14 protein-coding genes are annotated in these 15,860 nt (G+C 41.5%); 7 read left to right on the top strand and 7 right to left on the bottom strand.

What is annotated here, in order from left to right; genetic code table 11:
- Positions 1 to 127: 127 nt before the first annotated feature.
- Both AAEZ00_RS09655 and AAEZ00_RS09660 read right to left on the bottom strand, forming a co-directional pair.
- Positions 128 to 1,033: a hypothetical protein gene (locus AAEZ00_RS09655; protein WP_124013785.1), complete on the bottom strand. Its 906-nt coding sequence runs from the start codon at positions 1,031 to 1,033 to the stop codon at positions 128 to 130.
- A 438-nt stretch (positions 1,034 to 1,471) separates the two neighbouring features.
- Positions 1,472 to 1,906, bottom strand: coding sequence for a MaoP family protein (locus AAEZ00_RS09660; protein ID WP_124013784.1), 435 nt, complete (start codon positions 1,904 to 1,906; stop codon positions 1,472 to 1,474).
- A 108-nt stretch (positions 1,907 to 2,014) separates the two neighbouring features.
- On the opposite strand from AAEZ00_RS09660, the gene AAEZ00_RS09665 reads away from it, so the two are divergent.
- Positions 2,015 to 2,869 carry a LysR family transcriptional regulator gene (locus AAEZ00_RS09665; protein ID WP_124013783.1) on the top strand — a complete coding sequence of 285 codons (855 nt, stop codon included), beginning with the start codon at positions 2,015 to 2,017 and terminating at the stop codon, positions 2,867 to 2,869.
- 17 nt (positions 2,870 to 2,886) lie between these two features.
- On the opposite strand, the gene AAEZ00_RS09670 is transcribed toward AAEZ00_RS09665, so the two are convergent.
- Positions 2,887 to 3,258: a diacylglycerol kinase gene (locus AAEZ00_RS09670; protein WP_101030617.1), complete on the bottom strand. Its 372-nt coding sequence runs from the start codon at positions 3,256 to 3,258 to the stop codon at positions 2,887 to 2,889.
- 612 nt (positions 3,259 to 3,870) lie between these two features.
- Here AAEZ00_RS09670 and AAEZ00_RS09675 point away from each other — a divergent pair.
- Positions 3,871 to 4,719 carry a DNA ligase gene (locus tag AAEZ00_RS09675; RefSeq protein ID WP_124013782.1) on the top strand — a complete coding sequence of 283 codons (849 nt, stop codon included), beginning with the start codon at positions 3,871 to 3,873 and terminating at the stop codon, positions 4,717 to 4,719.
- Positions 4,720 to 4,867: 148 nt separating this feature from the next.
- Entirely contained in the window at positions 4,868 to 5,353 is a 486-nt protein-coding gene (locus AAEZ00_RS09680) for a low molecular weight protein-tyrosine-phosphatase (RefSeq protein WP_124013781.1), read from the top strand.
- Positions 5,354 to 5,429: 76 nt separating this feature from the next.
- Here AAEZ00_RS09680 and ylqF read toward each other — a convergent pair whose 3' ends face one another.
- Positions 5,430 to 6,371 (bottom strand): ribosome biogenesis GTPase YlqF, encoded by a 942-nt coding sequence (gene ylqF, locus AAEZ00_RS09685; protein ID WP_124013780.1) that lies wholly within the window; start codon positions 6,369 to 6,371, stop codon positions 5,430 to 5,432.
- A gap of 130 nt (positions 6,372 to 6,501) precedes the next feature.
- The gene (locus AAEZ00_RS09690) at positions 6,502 to 7,341 is read right to left on the bottom strand and encodes an isopenicillin N synthase family dioxygenase (protein ID WP_351088607.1); all 840 of its coding nucleotides are present in this window, start codon (positions 7,339 to 7,341) and stop codon (positions 6,502 to 6,504) included.
- A 159-nt stretch (positions 7,342 to 7,500) separates the two neighbouring features.
- On the opposite strand from AAEZ00_RS09690, the gene AAEZ00_RS09695 reads away from it, so the two are divergent.
- Positions 7,501 to 8,418 carry a bifunctional methionine sulfoxide reductase B/A protein gene (locus AAEZ00_RS09695; protein WP_124013778.1) on the top strand — a complete coding sequence of 306 codons (918 nt, stop codon included), beginning with the start codon at positions 7,501 to 7,503 and terminating at the stop codon, positions 8,416 to 8,418.
- Between the two features lie 199 nt (positions 8,419 to 8,617).
- Here AAEZ00_RS09695 and rne read toward each other — a convergent pair whose 3' ends face one another.
- The gene (rne, locus tag AAEZ00_RS09700) at positions 8,618 to 11,998 is read right to left on the bottom strand and encodes a ribonuclease E (RefSeq protein WP_351074307.1); all 3,381 of its coding nucleotides are present in this window, start codon (positions 11,996 to 11,998) and stop codon (positions 8,618 to 8,620) included.
- 628 nt (positions 11,999 to 12,626) lie between these two features.
- Here rne and rluC point away from each other — a divergent pair.
- Positions 12,627 to 13,583 (top strand): 23S rRNA pseudouridine(955/2504/2580) synthase RluC, encoded by a 957-nt coding sequence (rluC, locus tag AAEZ00_RS09705; protein WP_101030639.1) that lies wholly within the window; start codon positions 12,627 to 12,629, stop codon positions 13,581 to 13,583.
- A gap of 31 nt (positions 13,584 to 13,614) precedes the next feature.
- Positions 13,615 to 14,268, top strand: a complete 654-nt coding sequence (locus AAEZ00_RS09710; protein ID WP_198554720.1) for an HAD-IA family hydrolase — start codon at positions 13,615 to 13,617, stop codon at positions 14,266 to 14,268.
- A 211-nt stretch (positions 14,269 to 14,479) separates the two neighbouring features.
- Here AAEZ00_RS09710 and AAEZ00_RS09715 read toward each other — a convergent pair whose 3' ends face one another.
- Positions 14,480 to 15,088: a Maf family protein gene (locus AAEZ00_RS09715; RefSeq protein ID WP_101030642.1), complete on the bottom strand. Its 609-nt coding sequence runs from the start codon at positions 15,086 to 15,088 to the stop codon at positions 14,480 to 14,482.
- A 247-nt stretch (positions 15,089 to 15,335) separates the two neighbouring features.
- Here AAEZ00_RS09715 and yceD point away from each other — a divergent pair, with 247 nt between their 5' ends.
- Positions 15,336 to 15,860 (top strand): 23S rRNA accumulation protein YceD, encoded by a 525-nt coding sequence (gene yceD / locus AAEZ00_RS09720; protein WP_101030645.1) that lies wholly within the window; start codon positions 15,336 to 15,338, stop codon positions 15,858 to 15,860.

Here is a 15,860-nt window from a genome sequence, read left to right on the forward strand (position 1 = left end):
AAGACTTTGAAAAAATCTACAATTGAGTTGAATATAACAAGAATAACGTGGTTTGTACTATGGCATTATCACGAGAGATGTCACAAAAAAAGCATCCTAAGATGCTTTTGGGGGGACTCGAGTGATATTAAAACACGTAAGAGACCGCAAACATTGGGCCGGTAAAGCTGTAATTAATATTGTAATCAAAAGTACGTTGTTCAATATTACCGACATTACGTGTCTTTTTGATAGTGACATCGACATCATAATAGTTGTAAGCCAGTTTTATTGACCAGTTATCACAAAATTTAGCTTCAACACCTAAACGGACATCGACTAATGATCCATCGACATCATCATATTTGAGGGCAAAATACTGTGCGTGTGCATCAAATGTCCAGCCAGGATAAAACTCGTAAGAGCCGTAAACACCAATGTCTGGTAATGGCGCCGTGAGCGTTTCGTCTACAACTTCTGGCGTGGCTACCGCATTGGTGCATAAACTGCTTAAGCTTGAATCTGGGACGCAAATACCGATAGTGCCTTTAAAGGCTGTTTCGATAAACATGGCATGTAAACCGACTGACACCCCAACTGCGTAATGAGTACCTTGCCAGATGTCATAACCATAACCAATGCGTAGAATATCAATATTGAGTTCGGTACTCAGTTTCGAGCCAGTTTCAATGAGGTAATCTTTGCCGTCAATATCTTCAAGGATAAAATCTTGCGATACTGTTTCTGTGTCTGCTTTGCGATCCAACGATTTCCAATCAATATAAATGCTATGACGTTGGTTGAAAGAGAAAGTAAATTCAAAGTAGGGTAAATATTGTTCTTCAGCTAGTAGAAGTTCATCTTCAAAATCAATTGGGAATGTCCCGCCTGTTTTAGGGCTTGTTGCGATGAAGTTTGAATCAGAATTAGCATAGAATATACCGATATCGAGGGTATAATTGTCAGTTGAGCTATCAGTTGATAGATCCGTCTCTGCCAAAGCGGCACGAGTACCGAATATCAATAACACTATACAAAAAAAAGATCTTATCATTGAAACTCCGCATTTATTTTTCTATATCACAGGATATACGTCTCATATAATGCTGCTGTCGAATTTATGACTTAATCTAATCTGCGCCGATAACTAAAATCAGGGCATCAAATACAGAGTTATAAACATTAAGTTAAATAAATGGGACAAATTCTTCAGTGGGTATACTAGCACTTTGTTACTAAATGTGAAGTATTTGTATAAGATTATTGCGCTAAATCATGTTTTCGGACGTAGTTTGATCTTAAAGGCATAAAATAATCGTTTCGGCGACAGAGTGAGATGTAGCGAGGGCGCCAGAGCATTGACGTTAACTGCGGTGAGTGACAATTATGTGACAAAACAAAAAAAGTAGAGCAATATATTGACTCTACTTTTTTGCTATTGTAGCGCAAATGTTAAAACTGTGAGAGGTTGCTTTAACCGTTAAAATAGGATTTATTCTGGCTCATCGGTGTCAGAAACATCCTCTTCAACATCGTCAAATTCAACTTCAATTTCAACTTTAGCGCTGGCTGGCGTGTTAATAGTCCCTAAAACCGCATAAAACGGTTTCCCTTTTGCTAGACGACAATACTTAGACCACAATAACTCCATTGGTGTTGTTGCGGGTAAAGTACCTTGTATAACGCTAATAAATTGGTCTTCGTCGACATTACGAGGTAATTGTGATCCATCGACTAAATTTTTCATTGCTTGACCATGTTGTTCAAGCAAGTCAGCCTCCTTGCTGGTAAAATCACCACAACGCTTAAATCCTTTTGGAAAATTTGCATCATCATAGAAACGTTTAGTCGATTGGAAACTGTTGCTGTGACCATTGGTGTTAGCATCAATACCCTGTTTAGCATTGATAAATGATTGCTCAGACATGGCTAATACCTTCTAGATTATGAGATATAAAGATTTGCAACTGGAGTATTGGCTAGTATTATCATTTTTTAAATCAAAATATTTTGTCCCTAATGGTAAACAATTTTTATGGATACAGATTTATTAAAAACCTTCTTAGAAGTGTCTCGCACTCGGCATTTTGGTAAAGCGGCTGAAAATCTTTACCTAACCCGAAGCGCTGTCAGTTTTAGGATAAAACAGCTAGAAAATATTTTGGGGATAGCGCTATTTGAACGTTTGCGTAACAATATTCAGCCAACCCCCGCAGGCGAAAGAATGCTTGGCCATGCTGAAGCGGTGCTTAATGCTTGGGAAAGAGCAAAACAAGATATTATTTTAAATCAGCAGCACAGTGCCCAGTTGGCTTTGTCTGCTGGGGATAATATTTGGGATGCGTTTTTACAAGGTTTGTTACAACCATTACATTTACGCTTGGAAGGCGTGGCCTTAAGAACTGATGTCTTGCCGGCATTGGTAATGACTCGCCAACTTATTGAGCGCACCTTAGACATTGCGATTACTTTCGATCCGCCAAAGCTTGATGGGGTCACATTAGTTAAGCTTGCTCAAATCAAATTGTATTTAGTGTCCAAACAACAGGGGATCACGCTTGATCAAACACCTTCTTTACCTTATATAAAAGTAGACTGGGGTACCGCGTTTAATATTACTCATGCTCAAGATTTTACTATGTTGCCGTTACCGGTATTGCATACAAGTTCTGCCCGTATGGCATTGGATTTTATTCTCAATAATGGTGGGTGCGCTTTTTTACCTGAAGCTCTCATTCGACCTTTTTTAGACAATGGCACCTTATATAACGTGGATGATGCACCATGTATCTATCGACATGTGTATGCGGCTTATTGGGCCAAAAATGAAAGAATTTCTTATATTGAACAAGCCATTTCAATTTTGAAAACTGATAAATGCGCTGATTAATCTTTGCTTGGCTGTTATTAAAACAGTAATGGCCAAATAATGATGCTCCAGGTGAGCGCGCACAATACTAAACTGATAAATACTGCTGCAGAAGCGATGTCTTTTGCCTGACCACTGAGAGGGTGGATCTCATCACCAATACGATCAACAACGGCTTCAATAGCTGAGTTCAACAATTCGACAATCAATACAATTAACACGGTCATGATAAGCAAAATACGCTCAGGTGTGCTGATGTTGATCAACAGTACAATGGGTAACATTATGCAAGCAAGCACGGTTTCTTGCCTAAATGCCGCTTCATTTTTCCACGCGGACATCAGACCTTTCATTGAAAATCCCGTAGCCCGAAAAACGCGTTTTAGACCGTGATTATTCTCTGGTTTCATTTTGTTAATTATCTTTTGGGTTTTATTTGCGTAGATTGTAACATTCCGTTCATATGCTTCCAGTAGTAATTTAATCTCAGTTCGGAATAATAAAAGGTTATCAAACAGCTCTTTGTCCTGGTATCTGCGTTGCATTGACTTGCAATAGGTACACTATTATCGCGTCAATCCGTTTTGTTAGTAAAGCAAATGACAAGTTTGATATGAATTAGGTGAAAGAGTTTGCGCTTAGCTTACCAACCCCACGTCTTAGCCTGAGTTGAGGTTGATTTAACCTTAATGATGTGTCGCAGGGAAAAGAAAACACCTATTTTAGTAAGTTCATGATGGCCTCATCACGGGTCAATGGGTATCAGAGTAGGCTGTAGCATTGATTGGATAATTCTGCTGTTTGTACTAGGCTTTAATATATTCAATTTAACAACGATAGGATCTCGATAAGTACGAATTTGTGGTTTTATCAAAGGTACGATTATGTATTAAAAGGTTTTTATTGGTATGACTTGGAAAGCGCTTTGTGGCCAATAAGTACAACTTATCGAGGATCAACATAATTTTTCAACGAAAGCGAAATAAACATTATATGGATTTAATTAAAAGCAAGGATTGCATATGCGTAGGATACCCACTCTTTTATTTTCGCTGATTGTTGCACTGTATTGTTTACCTACAAACAGTGAAGTTTTATCCACACCGCCCATTCAGTTAGCAACTCAATATCAACAAGACACAGTGGTGGCTGAGTATTTAGTGAGTGAAAAACTAGATGGCGTTCGAGGCTATTGGGATGGTAGTAACATGCTGACTCGTAGCGGCAGAAAAGTGGCTTTACCTGCGTCGTTTACTCTTGGCTTTCCTCATGTGGCCATTGACGGTGAACTATGGTTAGGTCGAAATCGTTTCGAGCAGATTTCTGCGTTGGTTCGACGTCAACAAGTACCCGATCAAGAATGGCAGGAGGTAAGGTTTATGATGTTTGACTTACCACAGCATCCAGGGCCCTTTAGTGAACGTTATTCTGCGATGAAAATGATGGTAGAACAAACCGCTTCCACTCATCTACAGGTTATTAAGCAGGAAACTGTGGCTTCAACCGAAGCACTGTTTACGATACTAGATGGCGTTGTTAATGCTGGTGGGGAAGGGTTAATGTTACATTATCAGCAAGCTCATTATGTAGTGGGGCGCAGTGAGTATATTATTAAACTAAAGCCCAAGTATGATGCTGAAGCTGTGGTGATTGGCCATACTCAAGGAAAAGGTAAGTATCGAGGTAAGCTGGGCGCTCTGGTGGTAAAAACGCCCGCGGGATTGGTGTTTAATGTTGGCAGTGGTCTAAGCGATAAACAACGAGAAAATCCACCCTTGGTGGGGTCGATAATTACTTATCAGTATCTAGGGTTTACTCAAAAAGGGACGCCAAGATTTGCCTCCTTTTTACGAGAAAGGCCGTCACAATAACATGTCATATTCATTCAACCACTGTGACATGTTGAGCCGCGAGTTAATGTAAAGCTCAAATGAACAAGGCTAAGTGATGAAAAATGCGCTTAAGGTATAGGCCCCAGAGTCAGTGATGAATTGAAACTGGAGATAATGGCGGTTATAAATGATGGATGATAAAGATCTTTTAAATGTAAACTCCGTCCTCTTTGTATGTATGGGCAATATTTGCCGTTCACCGACGGCAGAGGCGGTATTTAGGCAGCAAATAAAACACTACCCACTTCAGCTGGAAATCGATTCTGCTGGTACTATTGCCTATCATCAAGGTCATTCTCCTGACCGGCGCAGTATTATTGCTGGTAATAAGCGCGGACTTGATTTTTCGGGAATGAAAGCACGACAGGTGATAGACACCGACTTTGAACGATTTGATTTAATTCTAGCAGCAGATTTTGTTAATCTAGCTGATTTGACCGAACGATGTCCTGCCCATTTGCGTTATAAATTACAGTTGATGTTAAGCTTTGGTGATTCGTTAGTCGAAGAAGTACCGGATCCATATTATGGTGGTGAAAGAGGGTTTGAGATGGTTATCGATTTGCTAGAAGCCAGTTTAATGGCATTGGCGATAAAGCTAGCTTCACGTTGAAATATTATTGCGTCAGCAACGTTCTCTTCAATGACGAGGTCGACATTCAGTTGACGACCTAGTCCATTTATTGTGCTTAATCGTTATAACGTTTACCGGAGCGTTTAAGTTTCTCTTGTTCTATTTTCTGCTGTTTAATGAGTTCTTTCTCCGCTAATTTACGTGCAACTTCCTCTTTTTCTACTTCAGCCATCGCTGGGGTTTCAAGGCTTAATAGGCCGATTTTCCCTGAGCGGTATTCATGTAGTAATAGTTCAGATACTTTATGGTAATCAACTCGTGCGCCAGGGCGAAGTGCTCCGCGAGAACGACTGATAGCTTCAAGTAATTCGATATCGCTGGCTGGTAGCGATTGAAGCTTATAACGTTCGCAAATTTCGTCAGGATAGGCTTTAAGGAAATAGCCTGCAGCAAACATGGCCACATCTTCGTATTCCATTGCGGTATCTTTAATTGCACCAGTGACAGCAAGGCGATAGCTACTGGCTTCATTGTCCACTTTTGGCCATAAAATGCCCGGAGTATCCGACAGTACGATTCCGTTACGCAAGTTAATACGTTGCTGACGTCTTGTGACTGCAGGTTCATTACCTGTTTTGGCTATAGTGCGACCCGCTAAGGTATTAATAATCGTTGATTTACCGACGTTAGGTATGCCCATGATCATGGTGCGGATGTCTTTTTCCATGATGTCACGGTGTGGCACCAGCTTACGGCAAAGATCTGGAATGCTTCTTACCATAGCGGGTTGTAACGTTGTGATTGCTGATGCCTGAACGCCTTGTTCACGTTCTAAGTATTCAATCCACTGAGCCGTGACCTCAGGATCCGCTAAATCAGACTTATTGAGTAATTTAATACAGGGTCTATCACCACGTAGTTGTGACACCATTGGGTTTTCACTGCTGTAGGGAATACGTGCATCGAGCACTTCAATAACGAGATCCACTTGAGGCATTGCCTCCTCGATCTCTTTACGTGCTTTGTGCATGTGTCCTGGATACCACTGAATTGCCATGATGTTGCCTTATAAATCGGAAAATAAATACAATATATACAAAAGTGATATTCTACCTCGTTAGCCGATTAAATACATAAAAAAAGCGCCGGAAGGCGCTTAGTATCGTCGTAAAATGAAGTCTTAATGCTTAAATAAGGCCTAATTCCCGTAATCTTTCCTTTAAATAGCTGTCAGCAGTATAACGGTCTGATAACACCACTTCTGGATTGGGGTGCAAAAACAGCGGTAATGAGATCCGCGATTTAGTTTTGTCAGTCCCTTCAGGGTTTATCACTCTATGGGATGTTGATGGAAAATAGCCGCCAGATGCTTCTTGGAGCATGTCACCGATATTAATGATAATACTACCAAAATCACTAGGTACATCTATCCATTCACCTTCTTTGGTGAGAACTTGTAAGCCTGGTTCATTGGCAGCTGGCAACAGAGTGATCAAATTTATGTCTTCATGTGCAGCCGCTCTAATTGCGCCCATTTCCTCATCTCCTTTCATCGGAGGATAATGCAGAATACGCAACAATGTTTGTTGGCTCTTTGCGATCATGTCGGGCAATGGAATGCTATATTTAGCGGCGACTTCAGCTGGGGTATATTGTTCAATCCAACTCAGTAGTTCAGTTGCTAATGTATTTGCGTGTTCGTAGTAGGCAAGAATATTTGCTTTTAACGACTCAGGAATACTTCCCCTAGGATAGACATGATAATATTCTTTGATATCTTTTACGTTGTTGCCTTTGGCGGTTTCAGAAATCGATGCGGGAAAGAATCCATCGTGTGTTTCTGGTGTAAACAAAAAGTCATGTTTTTGTTCAGACTGAAAAAAGTTGTACCATTCTTGATAAATATCTTCGACAAGTTGCTTTTGAATAGGGTGGTTAGATAATACACCAAAGCCTGTTTGTTGAAGCGATTCAACAAAACGCTCAGCACTATCAGGTGCTAGGTAATCAATTGTATTTAGTTTCATTTTGTATTTCTTATTAGTGTGTTGACCCACCGCTAATGGTAACCTTAGTCACACTTTGTCGCAATTATTTGCGTGTCATCATATTATTTGATTGAACTGATGCCGCGGATTTCACGTATTCTTTATTTAAGCGACAAGTAAACTCAATGAGAGCAGACAATGAATAAACTAACCGAATTTGAACAGTACGTTATCGAGCAAAAGGGCACTGAACGTCCCTTTAGTGGCGAATTTGTCGATCATGATGCTCAAGGTGTGTATTTGTGTAAAAAATGCGATGCACCACTTTATAATAGTGAATATAAATTTAATGCACATTGTGGCTGGCCCGCATTTGATGATGAGATTGAGGGAGCCGTAAAGCATACACTCGATGCTGATGGTCATCGAACCGAAATTACCTGTGCCCAATGTGGTGGCCATTTAGGCCATGTATTTGAAGGTGAACACCTAACGGATAACAATATTCGTCATTGTGTGAATTCTGTGTCGATGATTTTTAAATCCTCTGATGAGTTAACTCAATCAAGTTTGGCAACGCCTTCTTACGAAAAAGCGACTTTTGGCGCGGGTTGCTTTTGGTGTGTTGAAGCCATTTTTGCTCAGCTTAATGGCGTGCAAAGTGCGACTTCAGGTTATTGTGGCGGTGATGCTAAAGATGCCAATTATGATGCGGTGTGTTCTGGTAAAACAGCACATGCAGAAGTCATTCATATTGAGTTCGATTCGGCCGTTATTCAATATGAAACACTGCTTAGCGTGTTATTTGAAAGCCACGACCCCACCACACTTAACCAACAGGGTAATGATAAAGGCCCACAGTATCGGTCGGTAATTTTTACTCATAACAGTGCTCAAATAGATGCCGCCAACCGATTTATTAATCGGTTAACGGAACAACAAGTTTGGTCTAGGCCGATAGTGACCGAAATCAGTGCGTTCGACACGTTTTACCCCGCTGAAAGCTATCACGATGACTACTTTGCTAAAAATGGGCAACAGCCTTACTGTCAGTTAGTCGTTAAGCCTAAATTTGATAAAGTCATGAGTAAATTTGCTGATAAACGTAAAGTATAAACCAATGGGTTTGTTGTGCTGAAAGAACGGGATAAACAGATAAAAAAAGGGGGCATTGATTATTCAATGGCCCTTTTTTTGTATTACAGTTATGTCCGGAAATGTGTTTACACTTTTAGGTCGAGACAATTTTTTCAATAAAAAAGCCATGCTTAGCATGGCTTAATCAACAATAGGGCTTAGTTAGCCCTATTTAGCGTTACTCTCCAGGGCGAGTCATATCAGCTGATGCACTGTTATTCATTGCTACTTTCGGAGCATTGGTTTCAGTTGCTTGTGCTTGATAAGTACGTCCTTGAGGTACGGCCTTCTGTTCACGGACATCTACGGTAGGTTTAGTCGTGTCAGATGACACCATAGAACCAAAGCGACTTGTTTTCACCGGTGCTTTTGCTGCTGTGGCGACATCAGCAGAAACGATTGCTGGCGCAACTTCTTTTGCCGCTGCCGGCTTAGCTTGACGGACAATAGCCGCAGGCTTAGCCGTCGGGGCTGATGCATTGGCTGCAACCGCTTTATCTTGTTTGCTGCTCACTGCAGTTGTTTTCTCTGTTTCTGCAGTATCGGCGACTGGCGCTTGTACAGCTGGAACAGCAACAGGCGTTTTAGCAACTTCAACGGCCGCTTTATCTTCGGCTACTTCAGGAGCTTTTACTACCGGAGGTGTTTGAGGTGCTTCCTCTTTAGCCTCTGGCTTGTCAGCAACAACAATCGTTGGCTCGACATCAGCCTTGGTCACTTCAGCCTTGTTAGCGTCAGTCTTCACCATTTCCACAGCCGTACTAACTGTTTCAACAACAGCCTCAGTAACAGGGGCATTATCCTGGGTTTGATTTCTGCTTAGCTCAGCGTCTAATTGCTTCTCTAGCTCATCATTAGGAGTGAAAACGGCTTGCTGCGTTGAACCGGATTCATCATCACGACGACGACGTTGACCAGCAGCACGTAGATGACGAGGACTGCGACGGCTTCGACGTTGACCTTCACGACCTTCAGCTTTGGTGTCATCGGTTTCATTTTCTGATGCGGTATCTTCAGTGTCAGTGCTTGACTCATCCGTTTCATTGGCAACATCAGCGTTAGCAACGACAGTTTCACTGTTAGTGTTAACGTCGGCTTCAATTGCTTCCGCTTTACCTTCAGCGACATCAGTCGTGTCGGTGTTAACTGGCTCAGTAGTCGTAACGTTTGTTACTTCAGTCGCTTGAGTGATAACGCTCTCTGCTGGTGTTTCAGTCGTTTGTTCAGTTTTCTCTTTACGAGGTTGACGACGACTACGCGGCGGTCTCGTTTCTGATGTTTTATCCTCAGATACTTTTGACTCTACGGCTATAGCTTCAGATGTTACTACATCGACTGATTGGTCACTTGATTCATTAACATCGGTTGCTGATAATGCTTCATTCTGTTCGCTTTCAATACGCACTTTACGACGTAAGTTACGACGCTGGCGACGTTCACGAGCAGCTTCTTGCTTTGGAGACTTTTCTGTAGTGACTTTACTGTCTGTTGCTTTAGTTTCTGTTGCTTTTGATTCTGTTACTTTGGTTTCATTGACTTGTAATGGCTTGTCAACTTTTTCATTTCTCGGCTTGTTTTTTGCGTTGTCGTCTTGACCTGTGTTTCTGCTATTACGTTCATTACGCTTATTTTGAGGACGAGCCTCTGTGCCTTCTTTTGATTTGTCGCTGTCATTGCGCTGACGGCGGCTATCATTACGACTGTCATTACGCTTGTCATTACGGTTAGTACTGTCGTTACGTGTGTCATTACGACGAGTGTTACGACGGTTACTCGTCGGCGCATTTTCTTTGGTTTGCGGTACCGCTTTGGTGCCTTTGACCTCAGCTTCATTAGCAGAAAACAAGGCACTAACCGCTGAGGCCATCCGAGCGAATAATCCTGGCTGACTAGGTGCTGCAGCCACAGGGGCGGTATTTACAGGTGTTACTTTTACAGCCGGTTTTGCGGTGTCTTCTGCTGCTTTTTGAGGGGCGGTGAAGCCTTTTAATGCAGGCTCTGGAGACGCTGCGCGCTCAAGTTTACGAGGCTCATACAGATTTGCGGCAGGTTGCTCAACACGCTTGTAGCTTGACTCAATGACTTCATCATCACTTTTGCGACGAACCATTCGGTAATCCGGAGTCTGCATGTGTGCATCAGGGATAATGTACACTTCAACTTGGTGGCGCTCTTCAGTAATACGGATCGTTTTACGTTTTTCATTTAATAAGAATGCCGCCACATCAACAGGCACAATGGCTTCTATTTGTGTGGTGTTTTCTTTAATGGCTTCTTCTTCCATTAAACGCAAAATAGACAGTGCTAAAGATTCGGTACTGCGAATAGTGCCTTGGCCATGACAACGTGGGCATATATGTGCCGCGGACTCTTCAAGTGAAGGGCGCAAACGTTGGCGTGACATTTCCATCAAACCAAATCGTGAAATACGGCCTAACTGCACGCGAGCTCGGTCATGGTGTACTGCATCACGTAAACGGTTTTCAACTTCACGCTGATGGCGTACTGGTGTCATATCGATAAAGTCGATAACCACCAAACCACCTAAGTCACGAAGACGTAATTGACGTGCAATTTCATCTGCTGCTTCTAGGTTGGTGTTTAAAGCTGTTTCTTCGATATCGCCGCCTTTTGTTGCGCGGGCAGAGTTAATATCGATAGAAGTTAATGCTTCAGTTGGGTCGATAACAATTGAGCCACCAGAAGGCAAGCGCACCTCACGTTGGAAAGCTGATTCAATTTGAGATTCGATTTGGAAGTGAGTAAATAGTGGCACTTCAGAATCGTATTGTTTCACGCGTTCAACAAAATCTGGGCGAACCAAACCAATATGCAGTTTAGCTTCTTCGAAAATGCGCGGGTGGTCGATAAGAATTTCGCCTACATCGCGACGTAAATAATCGCGAATTGCACGAACAATCACATTACTTTCTTGGTGAATTAAGAATGGAGCCGTTTTACTTTGAGCGGCTTCTTGAATCGCATCCCAGTGATGTTGAAGTACTTTTAAGTCCCACTTTAACTCTGTGGACTCTTTGCCTACTCCAGCAGTACGGACGATTAACCCCATACCGTTAGGCACTTCAAGTTCCGACATCGCCTCTTTAAGCTCGGTACGCTCATCACCTTCAATACGTCGTGAAATACCGCCAGCACGAGGGTTGTTTGGCATTAACACCAAATAAGAACCAGCAAGACTGATAAACGTCGTCAGTGCAGCACCTTTATTGCCACGTTCTTCTTTGTCGATTTGAACGATGACTTCTTGGCCTTCATGCACCACTTCTTTGATGTTAGGACGACCTTGGAATGAATAACCTTTAGGGAAATATTCGCGACCAATTTCTTTCAGGGGTAAAAAGCCGTGCCGATCTGCGCCGTAGTCAACAAAGGCTGCTTCAAGAGAGGGTTCTACGCGGGTGATTTTACCTTTATAGATATTTGATTTTTTCTGTTCGTGACCAGGACTTTCAATGTCTAAATCATACAGTTCTTGCCCATCAACTAGGGCTACGCGCAACTCTTCTGATTGAGTTGCATTAATTAACATACGTTTCATGATGACGTGATTCTTCTAAATGAGGTCATCAAACAAGACGATTTTTCTGCATTACGGGCCTGAATTAATCGGTATAACCTCACGGTTAGATCCAGGCAATTTAGGTGCTCATTACTGTAAAACGCAGTCTCTGCGTGTCGCATCCTATTTATGGCTTATTTTCTAATGTTTACAAAAACAAGGAATTGGTTGAGTTACAACCAACCCCATAAATTATGGTATTTTAATCCGTTAATGCCCAAGTCGAATCGGTTTGTTTGATAACAAGCTAAAATGTTGTTCGAATTTGGGGCGATTTACCACAGTTAAATTAAAATATTTATTGATTACTTACGGTTTAATTGTACAAACGGGTTTTGCCGTTTTTTTAGTAAATACAATTTGCAAATCAATGAGTTGCTACCGGTTAAGTTCATTTTTTTAACTGTTAGTGTTTCGCATTTGGTGAAAGTTGTGAACACTTTATCCACTGTTTACTCTCAACCTGTGGGCAAATATAGCAACAATCGTTATTTTCAGCAATCAAAAGCCAATATTCTTTCGTGTATTTATTTCAAGTCCGATGTGGCAATAGCCAAGCATTTACCAGATAAGGTACACTATTGGGGTTCCCACTATATGGCGCATCATGAATACTGAAACCACCCCCCAAGTTGAATACGTGACTATCGACGAAGATAATTTTGAACAACGAATCGATAATTTTTTGCTAACTAAATTAAAAGGTGTTCCCAAAAGCATGATTTATAGGATCGTGCGTAAAGGGGAAGTGCGGGTGAATAAAAAACGCATCAAGCCAGAATACAAATTGCAAATCGATGACATCGTTCGCATACCGCCGGTTCGAGTTGCAGAAAAAGATAATCGCAAAGCACCTTCGCCTAATTTATCTCGAGTGTCACAGCTCGAAGATCGCATTATCCACGAAGATAATCATTTAATTGTATTAAATAAGCCTGCCGGCATTGCGGTACATGGTGGTAGTGGTGTTGATTATGGTGTGATTGAGGGCTTACGCTCACTTCGTCCACAACAAAAGTATTTAGAGTTGGTGCATCGTTTAGATAAAGATACTTCTGGCGTCTTGCTTGTTGCTAAAAAACGCAGTGCATTAAAGCATTTGCATGAACAGTTACGCAGTAAAACCATGCAGAAAGATTATTTAGCCTTGGTGCGTGGCCAATGGCAAGCAAGTGATAAATCGGTCAAAGCGCCGTTGTTAAAAATCACCTTAAAGTCTGGCGAGCGTATTGTTCGAGTTAATAAAGAAGGTAAAGAGTCGGAAACGCGTTTCAAAATCATGCAGCGATACCAAGGGTGTACCTTGGTCAAAGCCAGTCCTGTGACTGGGCGTACTCATCAGATTAGGGTACATTGTCAATATGCGGGTCATTCTATTGCCTGTGATGATAAATACAGCGAGCAACAATTTGACGACAGCATGCGCGCATTAGGCTTAGATCGTCTGTTTTTACATGCGGCTGAGCTTAAGTTTACTCATCCTGAGAATAATGAAGTCACGCAAGTTAAGGCGCCTTTAGACCCAGTGTTACTTAGCACACTTGAAAAATTAAAAAGAATATAACATCCACAGCGGTGTGAAAATGAAGTAAGGAATGGTATTGAATATTCAACATAAAGCTTATGAACTGGTCATTTTTGATTGGGATGGCACGCTAATGGACACGATTGGTAAAATAGTGTCTTGCATGCAAAATGTAGCACAAGAACTCATTTTGCCTATCCCGTCTGAACAGCAAATAAGAGATGTCATAGGCTTATCTTTACCTAAAATTATGCCGATTTTATTTGCCGATCATCAAAACCATGAGCAAATTATTGATTGTTATCGTCGTCATCATGTTGCCAATGTGCACCCTACGCCTTTATTTGAGGGCGTTGAATCACTTATTCGCAGTTTACATGCTGGCGGTTATCAATTAGCGGTAGCGACGGGTAAAGGGCGAGAGGGTCTTGATAACGTATTGGCACGTACAGGCTTAGGCCAGTACTTTCATGCGACGCGCTGTGCCGATGACGCTGAAAGCAAACCGCATCCTGAGATGTTGTTTTCGTTATTGACTCATTTTGATGTTGCCGCAGATAGAGCCATTATGATTGGCGATTCAATCCATGACTTAACCATGGCCAAAAATGCTGGTATGGCGAGTATTGGTGTGAGTTATGGCGCCCATAATCAATCAAAATTGCAAGCGCTAAATCCGCGTGCGATTGTCGATAAGCCACTTGCGATACGTGATTATCTTTAACTATCTTGTGTTTATGATGATTGATAATTGAAATGCAGCAGCGTCGCACATAAGTGTTGCCGACGCTGTATTTCATTAACTTAAATAATTTTTAATTACCTCTGCGTTTATGCCCTGTCATTTTGTTAATCACTTACCTAATCATCCATCCTTATGCACAGAAATGTTAAATAATGCCGGTCAATATTTTAGACCAATATTATTTGATTGATCATTGAGGGGCTTGGCTTAGTACATCAACACCATGCTGTGCCAGTAAATCGATAAGCCTAATTAATGGCAGACCAATTAAAGTATTAGGATCATCACCTTCTAAGCGGCTAAAGAGTGCGATTCCCAACCCCTCTACTTTAAAACTACCTGCGCAATATAATGGTTGTTCTTTGTCGATGTAGTAGCGAATTTGCGCTTCTGTTAACGATTTAAAGTGCACTGTAAAAGGTTCAACACACGACAACATGCGTTGATTATCACAATTAAATACAGCTAGACCGGTATAAAAAGTGATTGCTTGACCAGAAGCCGCGCTTAATTGAGCAATAGCATTTTCGATGTTATTTGGCTTACCGATAATCTGACCATTAATCATCGCGACTTGATCTGAGCCAATAATTAATTGTGGCACGGATGTTTGATCAATTAAGTTCGCTCCGGCTAATGCTTTTTGTTCAGCTAACCGTTTGACTAATGCTAATGCTGTTTCATCTTTTGCAGCAGTTTCATCAACATCAGGGTTAACGCAGTTAAAAGGCAGCATTAATGTTTGTAATAATTGCTGACGAAAAGGTGAGGTTGATGCAAGTACTAGGTTGAATTTCATTGGCTTTTCTTCATTATTTTTAGGCTAATAACAGAATATTTGTCAGTTTACTGTATTCATCTAGGCAAATGGATCATTTTTATCGAGTAATGCTTGTGTGATGGAGTTGGGTTCGGTAAAATTTGCCAACTTTCAAACCTAATGCCGGATTAAAGAGTACCTAAAGTTCATTGTTAGGTGAGATTACCGTATTTTTACGGAAATTTTCTTTGACTCCAGCGTTTTCAAACTATAATATGCGCGCCTTATGCAAACAGTAAAGATACCGGTTTCAATTGATCCTATACGCGCAGCCTCTAGCGGCCTTCGTTATGAAGGTACCATTTTAGGTAAGCAACTAAAGCGATTAAGCGAGTTATGTACCGGCGACTGTTCCGACGTAGTTGTGTCGTTGGAATGTGGCGTCGATATACAGGGGATAGTCTACCTTCGCGGGAAGGCTGTGACGGAGCTCACTCTGCTATGTCAACGTTGTATGACACAAGTTACTACTGAGGTTACGGTCGACTTTTGTTTTAGTCCTTGTAAGACTGAGGCAGAAATCGATGAGCTCCCGGATGCGTATGACCCAATTGAGTGTAATGAGATTGGTGAATTACGTCTGCATCAATTGATTGAAGATGAATTGATAGTCGCTATGCCTATCATCCCGATGCACGATGATAATAATTGTAAGTCTGGATCGAAAGATGTAGTTGTAGGCGAGATCGAACCCGCTCATGAGGAGCGTGCAAATCCATTTGCAGTGTTAGAAAAACTGAAGAGCAAGTAA

Origin of the sequence: Shewanella sp. S1-49-MNA-CIBAN-0167, from assembly GCF_040310145.1 — a bacterium.
GTDB lineage: Bacteria > Pseudomonadota > Gammaproteobacteria > Enterobacterales > Shewanellaceae > Shewanella > Shewanella psychromarinicola.

Bases quoted from the DNA above. Each gene is read 5' to 3' on its own strand.
- AAEZ00_RS09670 (WP_101030617.1), bottom strand. From the start codon at position 3,258: ATGAAACCAGAGAATAATCACGGTCTAAAACGCGTTTTTCGGGCTACG.
- yceD (WP_101030645.1), top strand. From the start codon at position 15,336: ATGCAAACAGTAAAGATACCGGTTTCAATTGATCCTATACGCGCAGCC.
- AAEZ00_RS09715 (WP_101030642.1), bottom strand. From the start codon at position 15,088: ATGAAATTCAACCTAGTACTTGCATCAACCTCACCTTTTCGTCAGCAA.
- rne (WP_351074307.1), bottom strand. From the start codon at position 11,998: ATGAAACGTATGTTAATTAATGCAACTCAATCAGAAGAGTTGCGCGTA.
- AAEZ00_RS09665 (WP_124013783.1), top strand. From the start codon at position 2,015: ATGGATACAGATTTATTAAAAACCTTCTTAGAAGTGTCTCGCACTCGG.
- AAEZ00_RS09695 (WP_124013778.1), top strand. From the start codon at position 7,501: ATGAATAAACTAACCGAATTTGAACAGTACGTTATCGAGCAAAAGGGC.
- AAEZ00_RS09710 (WP_198554720.1), top strand. From the start codon at position 13,615: ATGGTATTGAATATTCAACATAAAGCTTATGAACTGGTCATTTTTGAT.
- AAEZ00_RS09680 (WP_124013781.1), top strand. From the start codon at position 4,868: ATGATGGATGATAAAGATCTTTTAAATGTAAACTCCGTCCTCTTTGTA.
- AAEZ00_RS09660 (WP_124013784.1), bottom strand. From the start codon at position 1,906: ATGTCTGAGCAATCATTTATCAATGCTAAACAGGGTATTGATGCTAAC.
- AAEZ00_RS09655 (WP_124013785.1), bottom strand. From the start codon at position 1,033: ATGATAAGATCTTTTTTTTGTATAGTGTTATTGATATTCGGTACTCGT.
- AAEZ00_RS09690 (WP_351088607.1), bottom strand. From the start codon at position 7,341: ATGAAACTAAATACAATTGATTACCTAGCACCTGATAGTGCTGAGCGT.
- rluC (WP_101030639.1), top strand. From the start codon at position 12,627: ATGAATACTGAAACCACCCCCCAAGTTGAATACGTGACTATCGACGAA.
- ylqF (WP_124013780.1), bottom strand. From the start codon at position 6,371: ATGGCAATTCAGTGGTATCCAGGACACATGCACAAAGCACGTAAAGAG.
- AAEZ00_RS09675 (WP_124013782.1), top strand. From the start codon at position 3,871: ATGCGTAGGATACCCACTCTTTTATTTTCGCTGATTGTTGCACTGTAT.